Raw genomic sequence first — 20,206 nt, 5'->3', positions numbered from 1 at the left:
AAGAAGCCTAACTCCTAACTAATTTTGTAAATTAGCCCATAATCACGACACTATGATGCTCATTCGATATATTACGCAAATAGGAAGATACTTCCTCATGCTAAAAGAAATTTTCAACAAACAGACCAAATGGTCCGTTATGAGAAATCTAATTTTTAAAGAAATTGATGATTTGGTGATTGGTTCCCTAGGTATTGTAGCCTTCATTTCGTTCTTTGTTGGCGGTGTTGTCGCCATACAAACTGCACTAAACTTGACCAATCCATTAATTCCGAAATACCTCATCGGTTTTGCTACAAGACAATCCGTGATCTTAGAATTTGCTCCTACTTTCATTTCAGTGATTATGGCTGGAAAAATGGGCTCTTTTATAACCTCTAGTATCGGTACAATGCGCGTTACAGAGCAAATTGATGCACTAGAAGTGATGGGTGTCAATTCTCTAAATTATCTTGTGTTTCCTAAAATAATAGCGCTATTGTTGTATCCGTTCCTAATTGGAATCGCAATGTTTCTAGGTGTTCTTGGTGGTTGGATGGCCGGTGTATATGGTGGATTTACCTCAAGTGAAGAATTTATAAATGGTGCACAACTAGATTTTATTCCCTTTCATATCGTTTATGCTTTTCTTAAAACATTGATTTTTGCCATGTTGCTAGCAACCATACCTTCATTTCATGGCTACTACATGAAAGGTGGCGCACTCGAAGTAGGTCGTGCCAGTACCGTCTCTTTTGTTTGGACCTCTGTTACCATCATACTTTTCAATTATATATTAACGCAATTGCTATTAGGATCATGATAGAAGTAAAAAATATAGAAAAATCATTTGGTGGCATTAAAATTCTGAAAGGAGTTTCTACTGTTTTTGAAACAGGCAAAACAAATTTGATTATTGGACAAAGTGGATCTGGAAAAACGGTGTTGCTAAAAAGTCTTTTGGGAATACATACTCCGGAATCAGGACAAATATGTTTTGATGGGCGCGTTTACTCTGAGCTAAATCCAGATGAAAAACGAGATTTACGAACTGAAATCGGCATGGTATTTCAAGGAAGTGCTTTGTTTGACTCCATGACAGTTGCTGAGAACGTGGGTTTTCCTTTAAAAATGTTTACCAAAGACAACAATTCAAAAATTCAAGAACGTGTTGACTTCGTATTAAAAAGAGTCAATTTGACAGATGCACATAAAAAATTACCTTCAGAAATTTCAGGAGGAATGCAAAAAAGGGTTGCGATTGCACGCGCGATTGTAAACAATCCAAAATACTTATTTTGTGATGAACCCAACTCGGGTTTAGATCCAAATACCGCTATATTAATTGATAATTTGATTAAAGAAATCACCGAAGAATATAACATCACAACGGTCATAAATACACATGATATGAACTCTGTGATGGAAATTGGAGAGAAAATTCTATTCTTAAAAGATGGCTTAAAAGCGTGGGAAGGAAACAAAGAAGAAATTTTCAGAACCGATAATGAAGCCGTTGTAGCCTTTGTTTATTCTTCCAATTTATTCAAAAAAGTACGAGAAGCGTATTTGAAAGAGTAACGCTAACTCGATTTCAACAACTCAACCTCAGCATTAGGATTGAATAAATAGGTTTTTCCAGAACTCATTTCCAGACATTCAAAACGTTTGGTTCTTACGGCTATTTTCTTGAAAATTTTTCCGTTTTTAATTCGGAAAACACTTCCATACGGAATTTCAAAAACATAATTTTTATCATTTTGATTATCGTACTGTTTCAGGGCCAATGCCAAAGTTGTATCGGTATCGCTGGTAGCACTTGGATTTCTAAAATGTCTTGCTAGCAAGGGTAATAAATGATTAGGATAAATTTCTGGCCGAATGTATGGTACCATCAATTGCTGAAAAGTATGTTTCCATTCATGACCATGCGGCTTAATATTGCGACCATATTTCTCAAAAGCTACTAGATGCGCAATTTCATGAATAAGAGTCATAAGGAACCTATATTTATTTAAGCTCCCATTAACTGTTATTTCATGTTTACCACTTAATCCTTTCCTATAATCGCCATGACGTGTAGCGCGTTCATTCACAATTTTTAAATGAACACCATGTGTCACAATCAACTCAAATGCAGGTTTGACAGCGTGATCAGGAAGAAATTTAGCAAGCGTTTCGATCAAAATAATTCAGAATTACGGATTTGTTGAAGAAACTTGCAACACTTTTCCATTAAAGTATTTGTTTCCAGTTAAAGTAAAATCATAAATATAATTTGCCATTTCATTCGCTGATATAGGCGCTTGATAGCCTGGAAAAGCTTCTTCCAGCATTTCGGTTTGCACGGAACCTAATGCCAAAACATTAAATGAAATGCCACGCTCTTTGTATTCCTCAGCTAATAATTCTGACAAGGTGATTACAGCTCCTTTACTCGAACTATATGCTGCTAATCCAGCAAACTTTAAACTTCCTTGAATGCCTCCCATAGAACTTATAGTCACAACATGACTCCCTTTTTGCAAGTTCGGCAAACAAACTCGTGTTAAATTAGCAACTCCAAAAACATTGACTTTGTAAATGCTTTCGAAATCCTCCTGAGTGGTTTCTAGAAAAGGTTTCAGCAATAAACTTCCCGCATTATGGATAACTGCATCAACTTGTTTCCAAGACTTGGCCAGAAATTCATTTACTTTATTCAACTCCGATTCATTTGATAAATCTACCGAAAGACAGCTAATGTTTTCATTACTTAATAAAGCTTGCGGAATATTTCTAGAAATGGCCAATACTTGATGACCAGCTTTCGCAAACTGCAACGCCAATTCAAACCCAATTCCTCTACTAGTTCCAGTAATAATAATATTTTTCATGACACAAAAATAAACAAAAACAACATAAAAAGTACTGCTTCGCATCAAGATTGTTGGACCTTAAATATTAAAAAAATCAAGTTAATTTTGCTATTTTTGATTTAGATATCATACTCTAAACTATTTCAAAATGACAGAAAACGTAACATTCGAAATTGCTCAAATCAACGACATTGACGGGTTATTGGCCTTGCAAGAATTATATCTTGTTGCAAATCTAACTGAGGTCGAAAAAACTGCTGGATTTGTAACCACGCCATTTACAATACCACAACTGCATGAAGTTATTCAAAAACAAGAATTGTTTGTTGCCAAGGACGCCAACAAAATCATTGGGTACATTTTTGCAGGAAGTTGGGATTTTTTTAAGCAGTGGCCCATTTTTGATTACATGAGTACATTACTTCCCGAATTAAAATTTCTAGAATTTAACATTACGTTGACTAATAGTTTTCAGTACGGACCGATTTGCATTCATAAAGAATATCGCGGAAATGGATTGATAACGCCACTTTTTGAATTCATGAGAATACATATGCTCGAAAAATATCCGCTAGCTGTGACTTTTATTAACAAAAGCAATATCCCTTCGACAAAAGCACATACCGAAAAACTAAACTGGACTATTATTAGTGACTTTCAATTCAATAATAATGACTATTTTATTCTAGCTTACGAAATGAAAAGTGCAGTTTCTTAAGCGCTATTTAAAGCAAAATGGTTTCTAGTGTTGATAACAACTTTTTCTGTGACTTTATTTGCAACTTCAATAGTTTTATCAACTCTCACTATCGTTTGAATAATTTACGATGTTAGCAGAAAACTAAAAAAATCAGGAAAAAAAATACAAATAATTTTTTTTAAGATAAATGAAGTTTGTATTTTGCAGAAGGGACAGCTAAACTTTTACACGATAGTTTTAGTTCGATAATATTTTTTATACACTTTAACCATCTGAATCAGACCTAAGGCTACAAAAAACAAAGGAATAACGACAGGTATGACATATTTAGAAAAGCTTGTGGTGTTTTGAGACAATTCGTTTAGAATCAAAACTAAACTTAGCATACCTGTAAATGTGCCTACCAAAGTTCCTACAATATAAAACAGTTTCAACTTACCTTCAATCGAAATATAATTCCCATTCATCAAATAGAGATTCCAACCAGTCCAGAATGGTACTTGTAAAAAATTAATTGCGCTTAAAAAAAAACCGATTAAAAACGGAGAATAGGAAGCATATTTTTCTAAAATTCCTTCTTCAGCCATTGTTTTATTGGAGCTAGCGAAAAAAGAATAGCCTATTATAAAGAGAAATAAAATAGCAAAAAAATCAATGATTTTCATTAGTTTTTTGTTGCTAACCAATTGTTTTGCGAAAATCAACGTGAAATAAATGACAAACATTTCTACAAATACAACACCCAATAAAAATAAAATCAAATTACTTACTCCTAGTTTTGAATATATTTCGAAACCAATTACATTTAAATAACCTAACGGTATAGAACCAATAAAGCTCACTAAAAAACCAATAAAAATGTTTTTTATAGCTTTCATAATTTTAGAAATTTACAATTTTATTGCTCTGCTCTAGGTGCATTCTATACACTTTCATTCCATCCTTATGCAATAAATAAGTAGCGCCATTCTTATGGTTGGCCACACTTATTTCATACATGTACGTAATGTGACGCGCAAGTTCTTTCCATGCAAAAAACAGTGAATGTTTAGGGTCATAAATATGTGTGGGTTCACTTGCAGCACCATTTAGCTCAACAATAGAAAAATTAATCCCTTGCTCTAATTCCTCGACAGTATTGTACATAACGTCTAATCTGCCGAAATAAAAACCTGAGATTTGCAAACACATTTCATTAATGGTTTGTGTCAATTTTGGAGTTATCCAATGACTCCCATCAATGAATTTTGCTCCTCGAGCATGATTCCCGTACGGCACTAAATTTAATTGTTCGCCTTTTGGGAGAATTTCAAACAACTTTGCACCATATTCTTGTTTCAAAACCTTTAATTGCATTTCGTATCGCGGATTTTCTTTGATTAACTCCTCTACGGTCGAAAATCCGTTTCCAGTAATAATCAGAAATTCTTTGGAAACAATCCCTGTAATTCTGCCTACTTTTTCATGAGGATACCGCACATAAAAAATCCCAACTTCATTCTTGTACGGAATTAAATCCTGCACTACATAATTGAAATTTGCTTTTTCAGCATATTCTTTTAAATCCTGAACAGTGTTAATTTTTTTGACTCCAGATCCTCGAAGTCCAATATCTGGTTTAGCTATCAAGGGGTATTTTATTTTTGATCCTTGAATCGTATTTAAAATTTCTTCCAGAGCAGTTCCTTCCTGTATTAACTCCGTTTTAGGATAATACTGTTGCGGTATCAAATCATAGATTTCTTTTTTGGACTCCATCATAAAACCTCCATTTTTTATAGTGGGATTAGAAGCATTAAAGAAAAAAATAGACTTTGCTTTGATCGAATAATAGGACCACAAAAAATAAATAGGAATATATACAATCTGGAAAGGCCAATATTCCCAGTGAGTAATTTTATGAAAAAATAGTTTCAAAATGTATTTTTTAAACTGTGATAAATGAAGTCGAAAAATCTTGTTGGGCAATCAAATCATAGTGCAAGATACTCACTTTGTTTTCCTTCATAACAGCTTGAGTGATACTTAAGGTTTTCATTTCGTTATTTCTATTGATGACTAAGCCATTTTCATCGTTCCCTTCTTCGGTATAGCGATGAAAATCATACATTTTCGACTCTGAAATTTCATAATTCTGATCCATAAAGGATTGGAACCAACTAGCACGTTTTTCCCGAATTGCTGCTGGATATAATGTCGCTGAAGACCAAATATGATTTTTATTTACATCCAAGACAACAGTCTCTTTCTCTTTTCCGTTCCAGCGCAATTGAAAAAGCGCCTTGTTTTGAAATAAAACTAAAGTAAAAGGTTCTATGTTTCCCAAATCAATTTCATTCCAGAAATCCTTTGGCGATAAGCTGCTGATCATTTCTAAAACAATCAAGCCACGGCTTTTTCGATACGGAAATTGTACTTCATGCTTTTCATCAGCACCATTTAAAAGCACCAAAATTACTCCGTCAGCATTAGCCACAAACCACGTTCCTCCTGCTTTTGGATCTTTGGGAAAAATAAGATTTTTTCCATTTACGGTGTAACTTCTTGGTGGTATTGCACTTGGTCTTAGTGTTTTTTCGTCCCGATTTGAAGTAATGATTATAGTATCATTCGATTGTACAAAACTTACTGTGCACATTGATTTCTATATTCTATGGTAGATCTGGCTACGCCAAAATTAGCATCGATTGTCACTGTTTCACATTGTAATATAGCAACCTTTATTAGCGCTTGATGATGTATACAATGTTCTAAATTATAAAGTAACTCTCTAAAATAGTTGCTTTCAATACGAATTTCCTCGCCATCAATAATTTGTAATAACTCGATATTTTTATTTTCTTTTTCTAAATTTTGTTGAATTGACACTATATTTTGAATTGCAAATTCAGTGTCAGTTTGAATCAGAACATTGCGTTTTCTTTTGTCATAATTAACAACACCTAAATCATATTGATTTTCAAGACATTGAAACATCTCAATAATATGTCTGGTATGCTCCCCAATTGTTGCATTACTTAATTCTGCACAAGAATTTGAATATTCATTTTGTGACAATTGATTCAGCAAATCAATTAATTCGTTTAAGCTATTATTAATAGAAGGTATTAGCATATTTAAGTTTTAATTCAACAAGTTCATTAGTTTAGTTTTATCCTTAACAACTAAAGTAACACAACAAAGAAACGTAATTAGTGCCAAAATAAAAAGTGTACCACCATCATTTTTTACATCAATACCAAGTATGAGTATATGAGTAAAAATTGCCCCAATCATAACACCACATCCCATTATTGCGCCTAATAATGAAGTTCTAGGTATTAAAATCAAAATCGCCGTAATCAACTCCGCAATTCCTGTACCAATTCTACCATAAGGTTCAATACCTAAAGCAGAAAAAATATATACTGATTCTTCGCTAGCCGTAAATTTGAAGTACAGCGTTTGTACTAAAATCACAGCCACAACGAGTCGTATTATCCATGAAAAAACAACTGATTTCATGATTTCTTTTTTATTTAACTATTTTATTCCAATTTGAATCGGCTTTCATCATCAATCCAGATTCATTTTTGTTCCAAATTTTCAATGTATTATTAAAGAAAGCATTGTAAAACAGATACAACTTCCCATTAATAATTTTATAAGTTTCGGGATTTACAGACACTTTTTCATTAGAATCGCCCATTGCAAAAGCACACCAACCTCCATACTGGGGCTCGAATTTTGAAGGATCCTTTAAGAAATATTCTTTATTACCTGGCATCGAAAAATAATAAACCACGCCTTCATACGTTGCAATTATTTCTTTCCTGCCTTTTAGGGCTTTTCCTTGTTTGAAATAAGCCACGGGATCATATCCTTGAATAGCCACATTTTTTTCTAGATTAAAATGAGTCATTCGTTTGCTGTCCTTTTGCGCAAAGCCAGAAAGTGCAAACAATACAAATACAACAAACAGTAACTTTTTCATGATTATTTATGTAAAGATTTTGCAACAGCAATCAACAAATCATTTGAAATTCTATTTTTGAAATTTGGTGCGATGTGTTCAAATTCAATTTCAGTATTTACATTTAAAAGAAACACTGCCGGTACGGGCAAAAAAGAATTATTCACGCCATCAGAACCTTTAGCAATTATAGCCTTATAATTTTCGGGAGCTTGAAAAGCAATACCCACGGATTTCGATAATTCGCCTGTACTGTCTGACAATAACAAATAATTTAGTTTTTCTTTATCATTCGTAACCTTCAAGCTTGCTGGAGCATCAGGACTTATTGCAATAATTTGATATCCCAATTCTAGTAATTCTTTTTCGGCTTCAGCCAAAGCTGCTAAATGAGCATTACAGTAAGGGCACCAACCACCACGGTAAAAAACTAAAACTGTTTTTTTCTTACTGATTAGTTCCGTTAAATCAACATCTGTATTTTCTACAGATTTCAAAGTGACATTAGGGATTTTTTCACCAATAAGTAACGGAGCGATTTCTGTTGCTAGTTTCGGTAAATTATTTTGGGCATGAGCAGATAATCCAATTGCCATTAATGCCAGACAAATTATTTTTTTCATAGAGTTACATTTTGAAGTTGTAAAACTACAGTGCTATTTCGAAATGATTTGTCGGCTATGTTACAGTTCTAGTAAAATAATTACAATTTATTTATGTCCGTTATTATTATTTCTTTCCTACTGTAAATAATAGTGCCATTCGTTTCCATTTCATTCAGCAAATGGGTAGCGGTCTGTCTCGAAGTGCATATGATTTGTGCAATGTCGTTTTGGGTCAGGTAATTTTCAATAACAACTTTATTCCCTACTCTTTCGCCCTCTTTTTCAGCCCAATCTTTTAGGAACTGAAACAATCTGGTTTTGGCATCTTTAGAAATCAGATTAGCATAACTGTTCTTAATGCGTTTCATCTTGAGACCTACAAACTTTGTGTAGGACAATGCCAGACTTGGATTTCTAAGTAATAAATCTTCAAAATCCGACATTAGAAAACTACAAATAGCAACATCATCGGAAAGCACTTTTGCATATTCATTGACTTGGCTGTCTGCCTCCAGAGTCAATTCTCCAAATAAATCTCCTTTTTGAATAATATCCTTTATAGTTTCGTTTCCGTCTTCATCAATAGCAACAATCTTTATATTTCCTTTTTTCAACAAAAAAATTCTTGGTATATCCGATGACGAAAAATAAATAATTTCGCCTTTCTGCGCTTTTTTAAAACCAGTAATAATACACAATTGTCTAATTTGTCCAAAACTCAACGTTCTAAACAATTTGTGATCGCGCAAATACCAATATTTTAAATCTTCGTACATAAAAATTTATTTTAGTAAATGTATTAAAAAAAAGCCCTTTCTAACCGAAATTAGAAAGGGCTTAAACAGCTATTTTATTCTTTTTACGAAACCAAACCTCTTGAAATCACGATACGTTGAATCTCTGAAGTTCCTTCATATATCTGTGTAATCTTAGAATCACGCATCATACGTTCAACATGATATTCAGCAACATAACCGTTACCTCCATGAATTTGAACCGCTTCATTAGCTACCTCAAGAGCAATTTCTGAAGCATATAATTTTGCCATTGCACCAGAATGTGCAATATCTTTACCTTCATCTTTTTCACAAGCAGCTTTCATTACTAATAATTTTGCAGCTGTAACTTTTACATACATATCCGCTAATTTAAAGGCAATAGCTTGATGATTGAAAATCTCTTTTCCAAATGCTTTTCTTTCTTTTGAATATTTCAAAGCTATTTCATAAGCTCCTGTTGCGATTCCTAATGCCTGAGATGCAATTCCGATTCTACCGCCGTTTAATACGTTCATGGCAAAAGCAAACCCAAAACCATCCTCACCTATTCTGTTTTCTTTCGGAACCTTTACATCAGTAAACATTAGTGAATGTGTATCACTACCACGAATTCCCATTTTCTTTTCTTTTGGTCCAATATCAAAACCAGCCCAACCTTTTTCAACTATAAAAGCATTAATACCCTTATGTCCTTTTTCAACATCTGTTTGCGCTATTACTAAATAGGTTGATGCAGTACTTCCATTTGTAATCCAGTTTTTAGTACCGTTTAACAAATAATGATCGCCTTTATCAATTGCTGTCGTTTTTTGAGAAGTTGCATCACTTCCTGCTTCTGGCTCAGACAAACAAAACGCTCCTATTACTTCACCTTTAGCCAGAGGCACAAGGTATTTCATTTTTTGTTCTTCTGAACAATATTTCTCCATCCCAGCACAAACTAGAGAGTTGTTTACAGACATAATCACTGCCGCAGACGCATCAATTTTAGCAATTTCGGTCATTGCAAGCACGTAAGAAATACTGTCTAGACCTGACCCACCGTATCTAGGATCTACCATCATTCCCATAAAGCCTAAATCAGCCATCATTTTTACTTGCTCTGTAGGAAATTTTGAATGTTCATCACGTTCAATAACGCCCGGTAATAATTCTGCTACAGCAAAATCTTTAGCGGCTTGCTGAATCATTAAATGCTCTTCAGTTAGATTAAAATCCATATTTTTGTTCTAGATTAATTGTTCTTAAATTCGTCCACAAAAGTAATTATTAAATATCAGATTTCAAACGTTTTCGTAATTTTAGCCTATGTTTAAAGAAAAGTATAAAGTAATAGGAGTTATGTCTGGAACTTCGCTTGACGGAGTTGATTTGGCACACATTGATTTTACCATACAAAATAATAAATGGGGATTTGAAATTTTGCACTCTGAAACCGTACCCTACACTTCTGATTGGTTAAACAAATTGAAAATAGCAGTATCTCTCAAGAATGCAGCTCTCGAAAAACTGAACCAAGACTACACGCAATATTTAGGTTCGATTATTTCTAATTTTATCAAAAAACACAACATAAAAAACCTTGATGCAGTTTGCTCTCACGGACACACTGTTTTACACCAACCTCAAAAAGGTCTTACCCTGCAAATTGGTAACTTGGCAGAAATATCTACTGAAATAGATCAAACAGTAGTTTGTGATTTTCGAGTTCAAGATGTTCAACTTGGTGGCCAGGGTGCGCCTTTGGTGCCTATTGGTGATCAAATGTTATTTCCACAATACGACTATTGCATGAATTTAGGTGGCTTTTCTAATGTTTCCTTTGAGAAGAATGGCAACCGAATAGCTTTTGATATTTCGCCAGTGAATACCGTTTTAAATTTTTATGCCAATCAATTGGATTTGGATTATGATGATAAGGGCGCACTTGCAAGAACAGGAACCTGCAATCACTCCTTGCTAAATGAATTAAACAGAGTCAAGTTTTACCAAAGAAAACATCCAAAATCACTTGGATTCGAATTTGTAAAGGAAACCATCTTTCCTATTATGAATAGCTATTCTTTACCTATTGTAGACTTTTTAAATACATTCGCAGAACATGTAGCCATGCAGATTGCAATGGCTTTACCTACCAAAAACGCAACTCTTTTTATTACAGGAGGTGGCGCTTACAATGATTTTCTTATCGAAAGAATTCAATTTCACTTACCTGAAATGGAAATCACAATTCCGCCTGCAGAAATTTTAGAATTCAAGGAAGCGCTGATTTTTGCATTACTTGGTGTGTTGAAATTAAGACAAGAAATAAATATTCTGAGCAGTGTAACAGGAGCTTCAAAGGACCACAGCTCTGGTTTTATTTATCAAAATAGATATATTTCTTACTAAATTTGAGTATTTGATCAATTGAAACATAAATTTCATGGCTTATTTATGAAATCCCTATTTTTATTACTACAACTGATTTAAAATTGTTCAGTACCTTTGGTACATAATTAACCCCTAAAATATCTTTTTATGAAAAACCTACTATCAGTAATCATCCTTGTATTACTATTACAATTCAGCAACGCTACTGCACAACAAAACTTTGTAGTTAACGGTGTACAAGTTCCAAGAACATTAGAGTTTAAAGGAAAAACGTTGGCATTGAACGGCTTAGGAGAGCGCTCAAAATTTTTTACAGATCTTTATGTTCAAGCTTTATACTTGACGAAATATTCGTCAGATGCAAAGCAAATTTTAGACAGTGAAACCGAAATGGCAATCACATTGCATATTACTTCCTCTTTAATTAGCTCTAAAAAGCTATCAAAAGCTTTAGTGAAAGGCATGGAAAAATCCGTAGGTGCTGAGGGAATGTTAAAATTTAACAAAGAAATCACTGAACTTGAAGCATTATTAAGTGTTGAGAACACTAAAATTGGGGACATATATGAATTAACTTTCAATTCTCTTGATGAATCACTTTGGATTACAAAAAACAAAATCTACAAAGGGAATATTAAAGGCATTGAATTTAAAAAGGCTTTTTTCGGAATTTGGTTGTCAGACAATCCAGTTGATAAGGATTTAAAAGATGCTTTATTAGGCAAATAATTAGGAAAACAATCTTCTTATAAATTTTTAAAACAATAAACATTTCACACAATTCCTTTTTTTATATTTGCCAAAAATAAACATATCGCAACAAATGAAAGATTTATTAAATAAATTCGAAAATAAAGAGCCTGAAATAGTTTTCCATTGGAAAGATGCCGAAACAGAAGCCGAAGGTTGGACTGTGATTAATTCACTGCGAGGTGGTGCAGCTGGCGGTGGAACTCGAATGAGAAAAGGGTTGGATATGAATGAAGTTTTGTCATTGGCAAAGACCATGGAAGTCAAATTTTCTGTTTCTGGCCCCGCAATTGGTGGTGCTAAATCTGGAATTAATTTTGACCCAAATGATCCAAGAAAAAAAGGTGTTTTGCAACGTTGGTACAAAGCCGTTTCTCCATTATTAAAAAGTTATTATGGAACTGGTGGTGATTTAAATGTTGATGAAATCCACGAGGTTATTCCGATGACTGAAGAATGTGGTGTATGGCATCCTCAAGAAGGTGTATTTAACGGACACTTCAAACCTACAGAAGCTGATAAAATAAATAGAATTGGACAATTGCGTCAAGGTGTAGTAAAAGTGATTGAAAATCCAAAATTCTCTCCTGATGTTGCAAAAAAGTATACAGTAGCCGATATGATTACTGGTTATGGCGTTGCCGAAGCAGTTCGTAATTATTATGCTATTTATGGCGGTGATGTAAAAGGAAAAAAGGCAATCGTACAAGGTTTTGGTAACGTAGGATCTGCTGCTGCTTTTTACTTAGCCGAAATGGGTGCACAGGTAATTGGCATCATCGATCGTGATGGTGGTTTGATTAATGAAAATGGATTCTCATTTGAAGAAATAAGAGCTTTGTTTCTAGCAAAAGACGGAAACAAATTAGTTGCCGAGAACATGATTCCGTTTGAAGAAATCAATCAAAGAATATGGTCTATTGGCGCTGAAATATTTACGCCTTGCGCTGCTTCTAGATTAGTAACACAATCCCAAATAGACAGTTTAATTGCCAACGGACTTGAAGTTATTTCTTGTGGCGCCAATGTTCCGTTCGCTGATAAAGAAATTTTCTTTGGACCAATAATGGAAGACGTAGATCACAAAGTGAGTTTAATTCCTGACTTTATATCAAACTGTGGTATGGCGCGCGTTTTTGCCTACTTCATGGAAAAGAAAGTACAAATGACTGATGAGGCTATTTTCTTAGACACCTCTGAAATTATCAAAAAAGCAATCGAAAGAGCGTATCAATTAAATCCAAGTAAAACAAACATTAGCGCAACTGCTTTTGAAATTGCACTGAAGCAATTGACTTAATTTAAAAATTACTCTTAATAAGAACCGCATAAGGGATTTAGCAGATGTAACAATCTTCTAGATCCCTTTCTTATTTTTGATAGTTTCTCAAGCCCTTCTTTTTTATAATCCCAATGTCGCTTTTTACTCTAAACAATTTTTAGTACTTTTCAACGTTTTTTAGTAATAGACTTTTTTAAAATTTAAAATACAAATGAGTTCCACCATTTCATCAGACCAAAAGAAATCATTAGTCTTTACCATTCTTTTGTATGCGACAATGTTGTTAATTTTATTTTTCATACGATTTTGGCCACCCGCAAACATCGATCAACTTGCTGGCGGAGGTGGCGGAGGTGGTGTTACAGTAAACTTTGGAGATAGTGACTTGGGTTCGGGTGCGAATTACAAAAGCGAAGTGTTAGAGGTAAAGAACCAAACTAAGCAAATTCCAACAAAATCAATTCCCGAAGAAGCTATTTTATCACAAGAAAACAGTACCGAAGAAAGCGTTGTAATTCCGATTAAAGAAAAAACCAAAAAACCTACCGTTGTCATCAAACCAGAAACTAAACCGGTTGTGGTAAAACCTAAAGTTTCGAGTAATACCAATGATGCTTTATCCAGTATCTTAAAAGGCTCTAATAAAGGTGGCGATGGCGATGACAAAGCAGCAGGAAACAAAGGAAAAGCTAACGGAAGCTTGAGTTCCAATGGCTATTATGGAACAGGTGGTTCTGGGGGCGGAACTGGTGGCGGAAACGGCACTGGAACCGGAATAGGAACCGGTAGCGGATATGGATCTGGAAGTGGTGGCGGTTCAGGAAGTGGTTCAGGAGGAGGAATAGGTTATTCACTAGGAAACCGAAAAGCAGTATCTAAACCAGCCCCAAAATACACTTGTAACGAACAAGGAAAAGTAGTAGTAGAAGTTTCAGTAGATCGTACCGGGAGAACTACTAGTGCGATAGCAGGAATAAAAGGAACTACTAATACTGCTAGTTGCTTGCTAGAACAAGCAAAAATAGCAGCGATGAACACAAGATGGGATGCTAGCAGCGATGCTCCTGAAAAACAAGTTGGCAAAATTGTTTATAATTTCAATTTGAATTAATGTATTAACACCTATTTACAGGTAATAATGACACTTTTCAACACCTACGTGAATTTGCGTGAGGGATAGAAGCAAGTACCGAAGTACTGCGAATAGCTCGACTAGAATAAAAAAAGGGGCCAATCACTATAAAGTTGATTAGCCCCTTTTATTTATTGTGGTCACGCCCAAAAATAGAAAGCTTTAAAAACTTATAATCTCATTTATTTGGGACTCGTAGCAATCACAAACTTAAGATTGTTCTTCACTCCTATTTGTAGTACATCTACCAGATCTTGTACTTGCAAATTAAATGGAATTCTCACAATAACTGTTTGATCCTTTGCTGAATCCATTTTTGACATTAGTGTAGTCTCGAGTTCTTCGAATGAAACAGGTTGTTTATCGATATAAAATTTTTTGTCCTCTGTAACGGATAAACTGATGTATTGCTTGTTTGTTTTTTCATTTGATTGCGCTTTAGGCAGCGTCATCTTGATCACATTTGGATTGGCCAAAGTTGAAATGATTAAGAAAAACAATAACAAGAAAAACATAATGTCACTTAATGAAGAAGTCGCGACCTCGGCATGAAATCTTCTTTTTCTTTTTATAGACATATTATGATCTTTGAATAATATTTACAAATTCTAATACTTGCTTTTGAATTTTTAGAGCAAAGTTATCAATTTTACCGTTCAACAAGTGATACCCGCTGTAAGCAATAATACCAACAATTAATCCAGCACCACTACTAATCATTTTTTCATATAGTCCTCCAGAAATATTACCAATGCTGATATTCTCTGTTACTGAAATACTATAAAATATTTTGATAACTCCTGATATGGTTCCAATAAATCCAAGTGTAGGTGCAATTCCAGCAATAAGACCAAGGTGCCCTAAATGCTTTTCCATTTCACCAATCTCAATATCGGCTGCACGATCCATATTAGACTCAATTTCGACAATTGGTCGTCCAATAACTAGAATTCCTTCCTTAACGATATTACCCGAAGCTGAATTATTTCTTTCAGCAATAGAACGCGCTAAATCTAGATTACCAGAATTGAGATTGTCACGAATATCAAGCATCAACAAAGAGTCTATCTTAGAGGCTTTACTGATATACAAATACCGTTCAATAATGACATAAAAAGTATAGAACAATAGAATACCAATTGGAATAAGCCAAATACCTCCTTTTAGAAGGAATCCCAAAGTGGAAATTTCGGTATTTATAGCAATTTTTTCGATAACTACATTTGAAGCAGCGTTAGCAATGGTGTCGGCTTGTAATTGTATAAAACTAAACATATAATATTATTGTATTTTAATCATTAATTCTAAAAAATATTTCAATTTTGCACTAAAGATACTTTTCGATGTACTATTAAACTAAAAAAATCAAAAAATATTTTAAACAACTACTATTTTATTCTCAAATGAACTATCAAGAAACAATAACCTGGATGTTTAATCAGCTCCCAATGTACCAGCTTCAAGGAGCCTCGGCCTATAAGAAAGATATGACTAACGCCTACCTCCTATCCAATCACCTTAAAAATCCTGAAAAAAAAATTAAGTGTATTCACGTTGCTGGAACAAACGGAAAAGGGTCTACATCACATATGCTTGCCTCTATTTTGCATGAAGCAGGTTATAAAGTTGGACTGTACACTTCTCCCCATTTAAAGGATTTTAGAGAACGTATCAAAATTAATGGCCAAGATATTACTGAAGATTTTGTAACTGATTTTATCAACGAGCATAAGACTTTTTTTGAATCCAATGACATGAGTTTTTTTGAAATGACAGTTGGACTTGCATTTGAATACTTTGAAAAAGAAAAAGTAGACATCGCGATTATTGAAGTGGGAATGGGCGGACGATTAGATGCTACCAATATTATCACTCCATTAATTTCGGTTATTACCAATATAGGATTAGATCACACCCAATTTCTAGGAAATACTCTTGATGCCATCGCTTTCGAAAAAGCAGGAATCATCAAGCCTAATGTACCAGTAGTCATAGGAGAATACACGCCAGAAACAAGACCAGTGTTTTATGATAAAGCAAAAGAATGCCATTCGGAGATCCATTTTGCCTCTGATTTAATATCAGAAAACTACCCCTCAGACTTAATAGGTGTCTATCAATTTCATAATAAAAAAACAGTCTTACAAACCATTTGTGTCTTGAATGACCAAAAAGAATTTGTGATTACACCTGAAAACACAAAATCAGGCTTATTACAGGTCGTTAAAAACACAGGCCTTCAAGGCAGGTGGCAACAATTGAATACTTCTCCAAAAGTTATTTGCGATACTGCACACAACAAAAATGGACTTGAGATTGTTATAAAACAAATTGAAAAAGAAGAATTTGAAGTTTTACATGTTGTCTTGGGTGTTGTAAACGACAAAGATTTAAACGAAATCTTGCCTTTGTTCCCCAAAAAAGCACATTATTATTTTTGCAAACCAAATATTCCTCGTGGACTCGAAGCTCTCCAACTGCAGCAAAAAGCTTCAACATTCGACCTAAAAGGCGAAGTATATAATTCTGTTTCAGAAGCTTATAACCAAGCCACTAAAAGCGCCTCAAAATCCGACTTCATTTACGTTGGCGGAAGCACCTTTGTAGTAGCAGAAATTTTATAATTTTTTTGTTTTTTACTTGCAAATCTAGAAAAGTGATGTATATTTGCACACGCAATCAAGGAAACGAAAGTGACTTAATTGATTCGGGCGATTAGCTCAGCTGGTTCAGAGCACCTCGTTTACACCGAGGGGGTCGGGGGTTCGAACCCCTCATCGCCCACAATAATTTAAAAACCTCCAAATTCATTTGATTTTGGAGGTTTTTTTTTATTCAAAAATTGACTGATAATTTATAAAATTTCCCAACAAGTTACATTACTAACAATAGTACGTTTCCATTGCGTAAGGTTTAAGATATAATACAATATCAATACTAGGTTTTTTACTGCTCCACATTTATTTGTCTTTTTTGGATTAATTATCAATCAAACAAATTACAAAAGTAGTTATTCCTTCATCATTTCTATGTGCTAAGTAGCCACCATGAGCCTCTACAATGCTTTTGGACAAGGTTAAACCAATTCCGGCTCCTTCTTTACGTGTGGTGAAAAAGGGTAAGAATATTTTAGTTTCTATTTCTTTTTCAATTCCTTGCCCCATATCAGTAATCATGATAAAAATTCTGTTTTCTTTGACTTCTGCCGATATGATAATTTGTTTTGTTTCTGAATTAGATAACGCGTAAATACAATTCGTTAAAAGATTGATAAATACTTGCTCCATCTGCTGTGGGTCAATATTAAGTCTACGGTCAAAAGCGATAGTATTTATGACTTCTATATGTTCCTTTTTAAACAATGGCTTCATGATTTGACAACTGTTGTCAATCAATTTTGACAGTTCCGTTATTTGTTTTTTGGGAGATGGCAGCATGGCAAGTTTTCGGTAACTTTCTACAAATTGCTGCAAGTGGTCACTTCGTCTCAACATTGTGGTAACACTACTTTTCATATCGTCTAAATCTTCTGCTGAAATGGTTTCCTGCTGCACCAAGTCTTGTAAATTCTGAGAAAGCGACCGAATGGGAGTTATCGAATTCAAGAGTTCATGCGAGATGACTTTCATTAAATTGACCCAAGCTTCTTTCTCTTTTTTTTCGATTACATTTTGAATTGAATCCAACAAGACAATAAAATAATCCCGATGGTAAATTTCGCTTCTAGATGACTGCATCACAAATGTTTGCGTGTCTTGCCGATTGACACGTATCTCTAAAGATGTTTTAATTTCCTGAAAATCCTGTTTTTCGATAATTTCACATAAAGCAGGCAAATGATTTTTTAGATACTTCCATTTGGAGACTTTTGGAACATCAAAATGTTTAGCAAAAAAATCATTCATTAAAAAAACGTTCCAGTCACTTCCTTCCTTTTGCAAGATGATAATTCCTGTTTCGATAGTATTTAAAATAGAACGATAGACAATATCTTTTGAAACCTGCTCGTTTTCTTTGTTTTTTAGTGTTTCGTACAGCTTGAATAAATTGGAATAATTTTGATATGATTTATGTTTCGAAAAATCCGATGTAAAATCATTTTGCAGAATCGAAATTATTGTTCTGTCGTAAAGCTGAAACGTATTTTTAATGTAAAAATACATTTCTACGAAGAGAATGAAAAGTACGAGTAGTCCAAATAGTGCTGTAAAGATCAATCCTTTTTGAAAAATAAATAGTGAAATTGCAGAAAGGCAAAAAATAAAAATTAATCTAAGAAAAAGGAGTTGGTATATTTTTAAAGATTTAAACATATTAGTTGATATTATATTTTTCTAAACGTCGGTATAATGCACCTCTGGATAATCCTAGTTCCTCGGCAGTTTTACTAATATTGTTGTTGTTTTTCAACAAAATTTTCTCAATAGCCGTTTTTTCTACTGCTGAAAGTTGAATGTCAGCTTGATTGTCTTCGTACATTGTGATTTGCTCTAAATCTAAATCCGAAACGGTAATGTAATTGTTCTCACAAAGAATCACGGCACGTTCTACCCGGTTTTCCATTTCACGGATATTTCCATTCCATGCGTGATTTGCTATTTGTTCCAATGCTTTTTCGTCAAAAGTAATTTCGTCCCGTCCGTATTTTGTCATCATTTTTTGCAAGAGGTAATTCGCCAGAGGAATTTTATCTTCAATTCGCTCGCGTAGTGGAGGCAGCACGATTTCCATAGTATTGATGCGATAATACAAATCTTCACGGAAATTTTTATCTGTAACTTCTTGTTTTAGATTCAGGTTGGTAGCTGTAATAATGCGAACATTCAGCGGCCTAGCTTTTGATTCTCCTAATCGGGTTACCATTTTAGTTTGAATTATCTGCAAGAGTTTAGATTGTAAATGCAATGGGACGTTTCCTATTTCATCCAAAAAAATAGTTCCGTTTTGAGCCATTTCAAAACGTCCTGGCGTATCAACTTTCGCATCTGTAAAAGCACCCTTAGCATAGCCAAATAATTCGCTCTCAAAAATATTAGAATTTAAAGAACCCAAATCAACGTGAATAAAAGGATTATTTTTCCGCTCTGATTCCAGATGAATATGATGTGACAACACAAATTTACCAGTTCCGTTCTCGCCAAGTATTAAAACATTGGCATCTGTTTTGGCCACTTTATCAGCAAGAGAATAAGCTTTTTTTATAACATCTGAACTACCAACAAAAAATTCGTCTACAATCTCGGTATTATTTGATTTCTTTTGCTCTTTCCGGCTTTTGTCAACTCCCTGTTTTACAATGCTAAGTAATTTTTGATTTTCCCAAGGTTTCAAAATATAATCAAAAGCACCTGCTTTTAAACCTTCTACAGCCGTTTCTACTTTACCAAAAGCGGTCATCAAAATAACGACCGTTTTTGGCGAAAGCGTTTTTATTTCTTTTAATAAATACAAACCTTCTCTGCCGTCTTCAAACCCTATTCTGTAATTCATATCCAGCAAAACGACATCAATGTTGTTTTGTGATAATAGTTCCACAACATTTTTCGGGTTATTGAGCGTATAAATATTTTCAAAATGCTTTTTAAGTAGCATTTTGGAAGCAAAAAGAATGTCTTCTTGGTCGTCTATGACTAATATGGATGCGTTGGTTTTTTTCATTCTAGCGTAATATCTGCATTTTTTTATTCAGAAAATGAAATCGTTGTTCGGTATCGGACAAATAGTGTTCAATTATGGACACCGTGTAAATATTATTAAAATTAAAAGCCTAATAATAAATTAATTACAGTTTTTATT

Annotated in this window: 23 protein-coding genes and 1 tRNA gene; 9 read left to right on the top strand and 15 right to left on the bottom strand. The window is 34.0% G+C overall.

Features of this window, described 5'->3' with window-relative positions; translation table 11 throughout:
* Positions 1-52: 52 nt before the first annotated feature.
* Together ACNQGB_RS11540 and ACNQGB_RS11535 are read left to right on the top strand one after the other, a co-directional pair.
* Complete coding sequence (locus ACNQGB_RS11540; RefSeq protein ID WP_417943968.1) at positions 53-802, top strand: MlaE family ABC transporter permease; 750 nt, start codon at positions 53-55, stop codon at positions 800-802.
* A complete protein-coding gene (locus ACNQGB_RS11535) occupies positions 799-1,560 on the top strand; it encodes an ABC transporter ATP-binding protein (RefSeq protein WP_417943967.1) in 762 nt (253 codons plus the stop codon). Before ACNQGB_RS11540 ends, ACNQGB_RS11535 begins: the two co-directional genes overlap by 4 nt.
* 2 nt (positions 1,561-1,562) lie before the next feature.
* Here ACNQGB_RS11535 and ACNQGB_RS11530 read toward each other — a convergent pair whose 3' ends face one another.
* Both ACNQGB_RS11530 and ACNQGB_RS11525 read right to left on the bottom strand, forming a co-directional pair.
* Positions 1,563-2,165: a SprT-like domain-containing protein gene (locus ACNQGB_RS11530; protein ID WP_417943966.1), complete on the bottom strand. Its 603-nt coding sequence runs from the start codon at positions 2,163-2,165 to the stop codon at positions 1,563-1,565.
* Between the two features lie 12 nt (positions 2,166-2,177).
* Positions 2,178-2,855 carry an SDR family NAD(P)-dependent oxidoreductase gene (locus tag ACNQGB_RS11525; protein WP_417943965.1) on the bottom strand — a complete coding sequence of 226 codons (678 nt, stop codon included), beginning with the start codon at positions 2,853-2,855 and terminating at the stop codon, positions 2,178-2,180.
* A 130-nt stretch (positions 2,856-2,985) separates the two neighbouring features.
* Between ACNQGB_RS11525 and ACNQGB_RS11520 the strand changes: the two genes are divergently transcribed.
* Entirely contained in the window at positions 2,986-3,555 is a 570-nt protein-coding gene (locus tag ACNQGB_RS11520; protein ID WP_417943964.1) for a GNAT family acetyltransferase, read from the top strand.
* Between the two features lie 206 nt (positions 3,556-3,761).
* Here the strand turns inward: ACNQGB_RS11520 and ACNQGB_RS11515 are convergent, their stop codons facing one another.
* From ACNQGB_RS11515 to ACNQGB_RS11475, 9 genes are all read right to left on the bottom strand, one after another.
* Positions 3,762-4,415, bottom strand: a complete 654-nt coding sequence (locus ACNQGB_RS11515) for a hypothetical protein (protein WP_417943963.1) — start codon at positions 4,413-4,415, stop codon at positions 3,762-3,764.
* Positions 4,416-4,419: 4 nt separating this feature from the next.
* Positions 4,420-5,454: a D-alanine--D-alanine ligase gene (locus ACNQGB_RS11510; protein ID WP_417943962.1), complete on the bottom strand. Its 1,035-nt coding sequence runs from the start codon at positions 5,452-5,454 to the stop codon at positions 4,420-4,422.
* 10 nt (positions 5,455-5,464) lie between these two features.
* Positions 5,465-6,175 (bottom strand): NRDE family protein, encoded by a 711-nt coding sequence (locus tag ACNQGB_RS11505; RefSeq protein ID WP_417943961.1) that lies wholly within the window; start codon positions 6,173-6,175, stop codon positions 5,465-5,467.
* Complete coding sequence (locus ACNQGB_RS11500; RefSeq protein ID WP_417943960.1) at positions 6,163-6,651, bottom strand: DinB family protein; 489 nt, start codon at positions 6,649-6,651, stop codon at positions 6,163-6,165. Before ACNQGB_RS11500 ends, ACNQGB_RS11505 begins: the two co-directional genes overlap by 13 nt.
* A 9-nt stretch (positions 6,652-6,660) precedes the next feature.
* On the bottom strand, positions 6,661-7,041 hold the full coding sequence (locus ACNQGB_RS11495; protein WP_417943958.1) for a DoxX family protein: 381 nt from the start codon (positions 7,039-7,041) through the stop codon (positions 6,661-6,663).
* A 10-nt stretch (positions 7,042-7,051) separates the two neighbouring features.
* On the bottom strand, positions 7,052-7,510 hold the full coding sequence (locus tag ACNQGB_RS11490) for a YHS domain-containing (seleno)protein (RefSeq protein WP_417943957.1): 459 nt from the start codon (positions 7,508-7,510) through the stop codon (positions 7,052-7,054).
* 2 nt (positions 7,511-7,512) lie between these two features.
* On the bottom strand, positions 7,513-8,112 hold the full coding sequence (locus ACNQGB_RS11485; protein WP_417943956.1) for a peroxiredoxin-like family protein: 600 nt from the start codon (positions 8,110-8,112) through the stop codon (positions 7,513-7,515).
* Between the two features lie 80 nt (positions 8,113-8,192).
* Positions 8,193-8,870, bottom strand: coding sequence for a Crp/Fnr family transcriptional regulator (locus ACNQGB_RS11480; RefSeq protein WP_417943955.1), 678 nt, complete (start codon positions 8,868-8,870; stop codon positions 8,193-8,195).
* 83 nt (positions 8,871-8,953) lie between these two features.
* A complete protein-coding gene (locus tag ACNQGB_RS11475) occupies positions 8,954-10,093 on the bottom strand; it encodes an acyl-CoA dehydrogenase family protein (protein WP_417943954.1) in 1,140 nt (379 codons plus the stop codon).
* A gap of 88 nt (positions 10,094-10,181) precedes the next feature.
* On the opposite strand from ACNQGB_RS11475, the gene ACNQGB_RS11470 reads away from it, so the two are divergent.
* From ACNQGB_RS11470 to ACNQGB_RS11455, 4 genes are all read left to right on the top strand, one after another.
* The gene (locus ACNQGB_RS11470; RefSeq protein ID WP_417943953.1) at positions 10,182-11,264 is read left to right on the top strand and encodes an anhydro-N-acetylmuramic acid kinase; all 1,083 of its coding nucleotides are present in this window, start codon (positions 10,182-10,184) and stop codon (positions 11,262-11,264) included.
* A 129-nt stretch (positions 11,265-11,393) separates the two neighbouring features.
* On the top strand, positions 11,394-11,975 hold the full coding sequence (locus ACNQGB_RS11465; protein ID WP_417943952.1) for a chalcone isomerase family protein: 582 nt from the start codon (positions 11,394-11,396) through the stop codon (positions 11,973-11,975).
* Positions 11,976-12,069: 94 nt separating this feature from the next.
* The gene (locus tag ACNQGB_RS11460; RefSeq protein ID WP_417943951.1) at positions 12,070-13,296 is read left to right on the top strand and encodes a Glu/Leu/Phe/Val dehydrogenase dimerization domain-containing protein; all 1,227 of its coding nucleotides are present in this window, start codon (positions 12,070-12,072) and stop codon (positions 13,294-13,296) included.
* A gap of 193 nt (positions 13,297-13,489) precedes the next feature.
* The gene (locus tag ACNQGB_RS11455; RefSeq protein WP_417943950.1) at positions 13,490-14,389 is read left to right on the top strand and encodes an energy transducer TonB; all 900 of its coding nucleotides are present in this window, start codon (positions 13,490-13,492) and stop codon (positions 14,387-14,389) included.
* A 203-nt stretch (positions 14,390-14,592) separates the two neighbouring features.
* On the opposite strand, the gene ACNQGB_RS11450 is transcribed toward ACNQGB_RS11455, so the two are convergent.
* Entirely contained in the window at positions 14,593-14,988 is a 396-nt protein-coding gene (locus ACNQGB_RS11450; protein WP_196853583.1) for an ExbD/TolR family protein, read from the bottom strand.
* Between the two features lies 1 nt (position 14,989).
* A complete protein-coding gene (locus ACNQGB_RS11445; protein ID WP_417943949.1) occupies positions 14,990-15,685 on the bottom strand; it encodes a MotA/TolQ/ExbB proton channel family protein in 696 nt (231 codons plus the stop codon).
* A gap of 128 nt (positions 15,686-15,813) precedes the next feature.
* Here ACNQGB_RS11445 and ACNQGB_RS11440 point away from each other — a divergent pair, with 128 nt between their 5' ends.
* The gene (locus ACNQGB_RS11440) at positions 15,814-17,034 is read left to right on the top strand and encodes a bifunctional folylpolyglutamate synthase/dihydrofolate synthase (protein WP_417943948.1); all 1,221 of its coding nucleotides are present in this window, start codon (positions 15,814-15,816) and stop codon (positions 17,032-17,034) included.
* 85 nt (positions 17,035-17,119) lie between these two features.
* Positions 17,120-17,194: transfer RNA gene (locus tag ACNQGB_RS11435), tRNA-Val, on the top strand.
* Positions 17,195-17,388: 194 nt separating this feature from the next.
* On the opposite strand, the gene ACNQGB_RS11430 is transcribed toward ACNQGB_RS11435, so the two are convergent.
* Together ACNQGB_RS11430 and ACNQGB_RS11425 are read right to left on the bottom strand one after the other, a co-directional pair.
* A complete protein-coding gene (locus ACNQGB_RS11430) occupies positions 17,389-18,573 on the bottom strand; it encodes a sensor histidine kinase (protein ID WP_472777116.1) in 1,185 nt (394 codons plus the stop codon).
* Positions 18,574-18,724: 151 nt separating this feature from the next.
* A complete protein-coding gene (locus ACNQGB_RS11425) occupies positions 18,725-20,068 on the bottom strand; it encodes a sigma-54-dependent transcriptional regulator (RefSeq protein ID WP_417943945.1) in 1,344 nt (447 codons plus the stop codon).
* Positions 20,069-20,206: the final 138 nt, after the last annotated feature.

This window comes from Flavobacterium frigidum, assembly GCF_048286795.2.
This window is presented reverse-complemented; position numbering and strand designations above follow the sequence as displayed.

What these genes read in the sequence shown, in the direction of transcription:
- ACNQGB_RS11520 (WP_417943964.1), top strand. Translation starts at nt 2,986, where the DNA reads ATGACAGAAAACGTAACATTCGAAATTGCTCAAATCAACGACATTGAC.
- ACNQGB_RS11495 (WP_417943958.1), bottom strand. Translation starts at nt 7,041, where the DNA reads ATGAAATCAGTTGTTTTTTCATGGATAATACGACTCGTTGTGGCTGTG.
- ACNQGB_RS11425 (WP_417943945.1), bottom strand. Translation starts at nt 20,068, where the DNA reads ATGAAAAAAACCAACGCATCCATATTAGTCATAGACGACCAAGAAGAC.
- ACNQGB_RS11430 (WP_472777116.1), bottom strand. Translation starts at nt 18,573, where the DNA reads ATGTATTTTTACATTAAAAATACGTTTCAGCTTTACGACAGAACAATA.
- ACNQGB_RS11505 (WP_417943961.1), bottom strand. Translation starts at nt 6,175, where the DNA reads ATGTGCACAGTAAGTTTTGTACAATCGAATGATACTATAATCATTACT.
- ACNQGB_RS11445 (WP_417943949.1), bottom strand. Translation starts at nt 15,685, where the DNA reads ATGTTTAGTTTTATACAATTACAAGCCGACACCATTGCTAACGCTGCT.
- ACNQGB_RS11490 (WP_417943957.1), bottom strand. Translation starts at nt 7,510, where the DNA reads ATGAAAAAGTTACTGTTTGTTGTATTTGTATTGTTTGCACTTTCTGGC.
- ACNQGB_RS11485 (WP_417943956.1), bottom strand. Translation starts at nt 8,112, where the DNA reads ATGAAAAAAATAATTTGTCTGGCATTAATGGCAATTGGATTATCTGCT.
- ACNQGB_RS11470 (WP_417943953.1), top strand. Translation starts at nt 10,182, where the DNA reads ATGTTTAAAGAAAAGTATAAAGTAATAGGAGTTATGTCTGGAACTTCG.
- ACNQGB_RS11535 (WP_417943967.1), top strand. Translation starts at nt 799, where the DNA reads ATGATAGAAGTAAAAAATATAGAAAAATCATTTGGTGGCATTAAAATT.
- ACNQGB_RS11475 (WP_417943954.1), bottom strand. Translation starts at nt 10,093, where the DNA reads ATGGATTTTAATCTAACTGAAGAGCATTTAATGATTCAGCAAGCCGCT.
- ACNQGB_RS11540 (WP_417943968.1), top strand. Translation starts at nt 53, where the DNA reads ATGATGCTCATTCGATATATTACGCAAATAGGAAGATACTTCCTCATG.
- ACNQGB_RS11500 (WP_417943960.1), bottom strand. Translation starts at nt 6,651, where the DNA reads ATGCTAATACCTTCTATTAATAATAGCTTAAACGAATTAATTGATTTG.
- ACNQGB_RS11515 (WP_417943963.1), bottom strand. Translation starts at nt 4,415, where the DNA reads ATGAAAGCTATAAAAAACATTTTTATTGGTTTTTTAGTGAGCTTTATT.
- ACNQGB_RS11460 (WP_417943951.1), top strand. Translation starts at nt 12,070, where the DNA reads ATGAAAGATTTATTAAATAAATTCGAAAATAAAGAGCCTGAAATAGTT.
- ACNQGB_RS11465 (WP_417943952.1), top strand. Translation starts at nt 11,394, where the DNA reads ATGAAAAACCTACTATCAGTAATCATCCTTGTATTACTATTACAATTC.
- ACNQGB_RS11480 (WP_417943955.1), bottom strand. Translation starts at nt 8,870, where the DNA reads ATGTACGAAGATTTAAAATATTGGTATTTGCGCGATCACAAATTGTTT.
- ACNQGB_RS11440 (WP_417943948.1), top strand. Translation starts at nt 15,814, where the DNA reads ATGAACTATCAAGAAACAATAACCTGGATGTTTAATCAGCTCCCAATG.
- ACNQGB_RS11455 (WP_417943950.1), top strand. Translation starts at nt 13,490, where the DNA reads ATGAGTTCCACCATTTCATCAGACCAAAAGAAATCATTAGTCTTTACC.
- ACNQGB_RS11450 (WP_196853583.1), bottom strand. Translation starts at nt 14,988, where the DNA reads ATGTCTATAAAAAGAAAAAGAAGATTTCATGCCGAGGTCGCGACTTCT.
- ACNQGB_RS11525 (WP_417943965.1), bottom strand. Translation starts at nt 2,855, where the DNA reads ATGAAAAATATTATTATTACTGGAACTAGTAGAGGAATTGGGTTTGAA.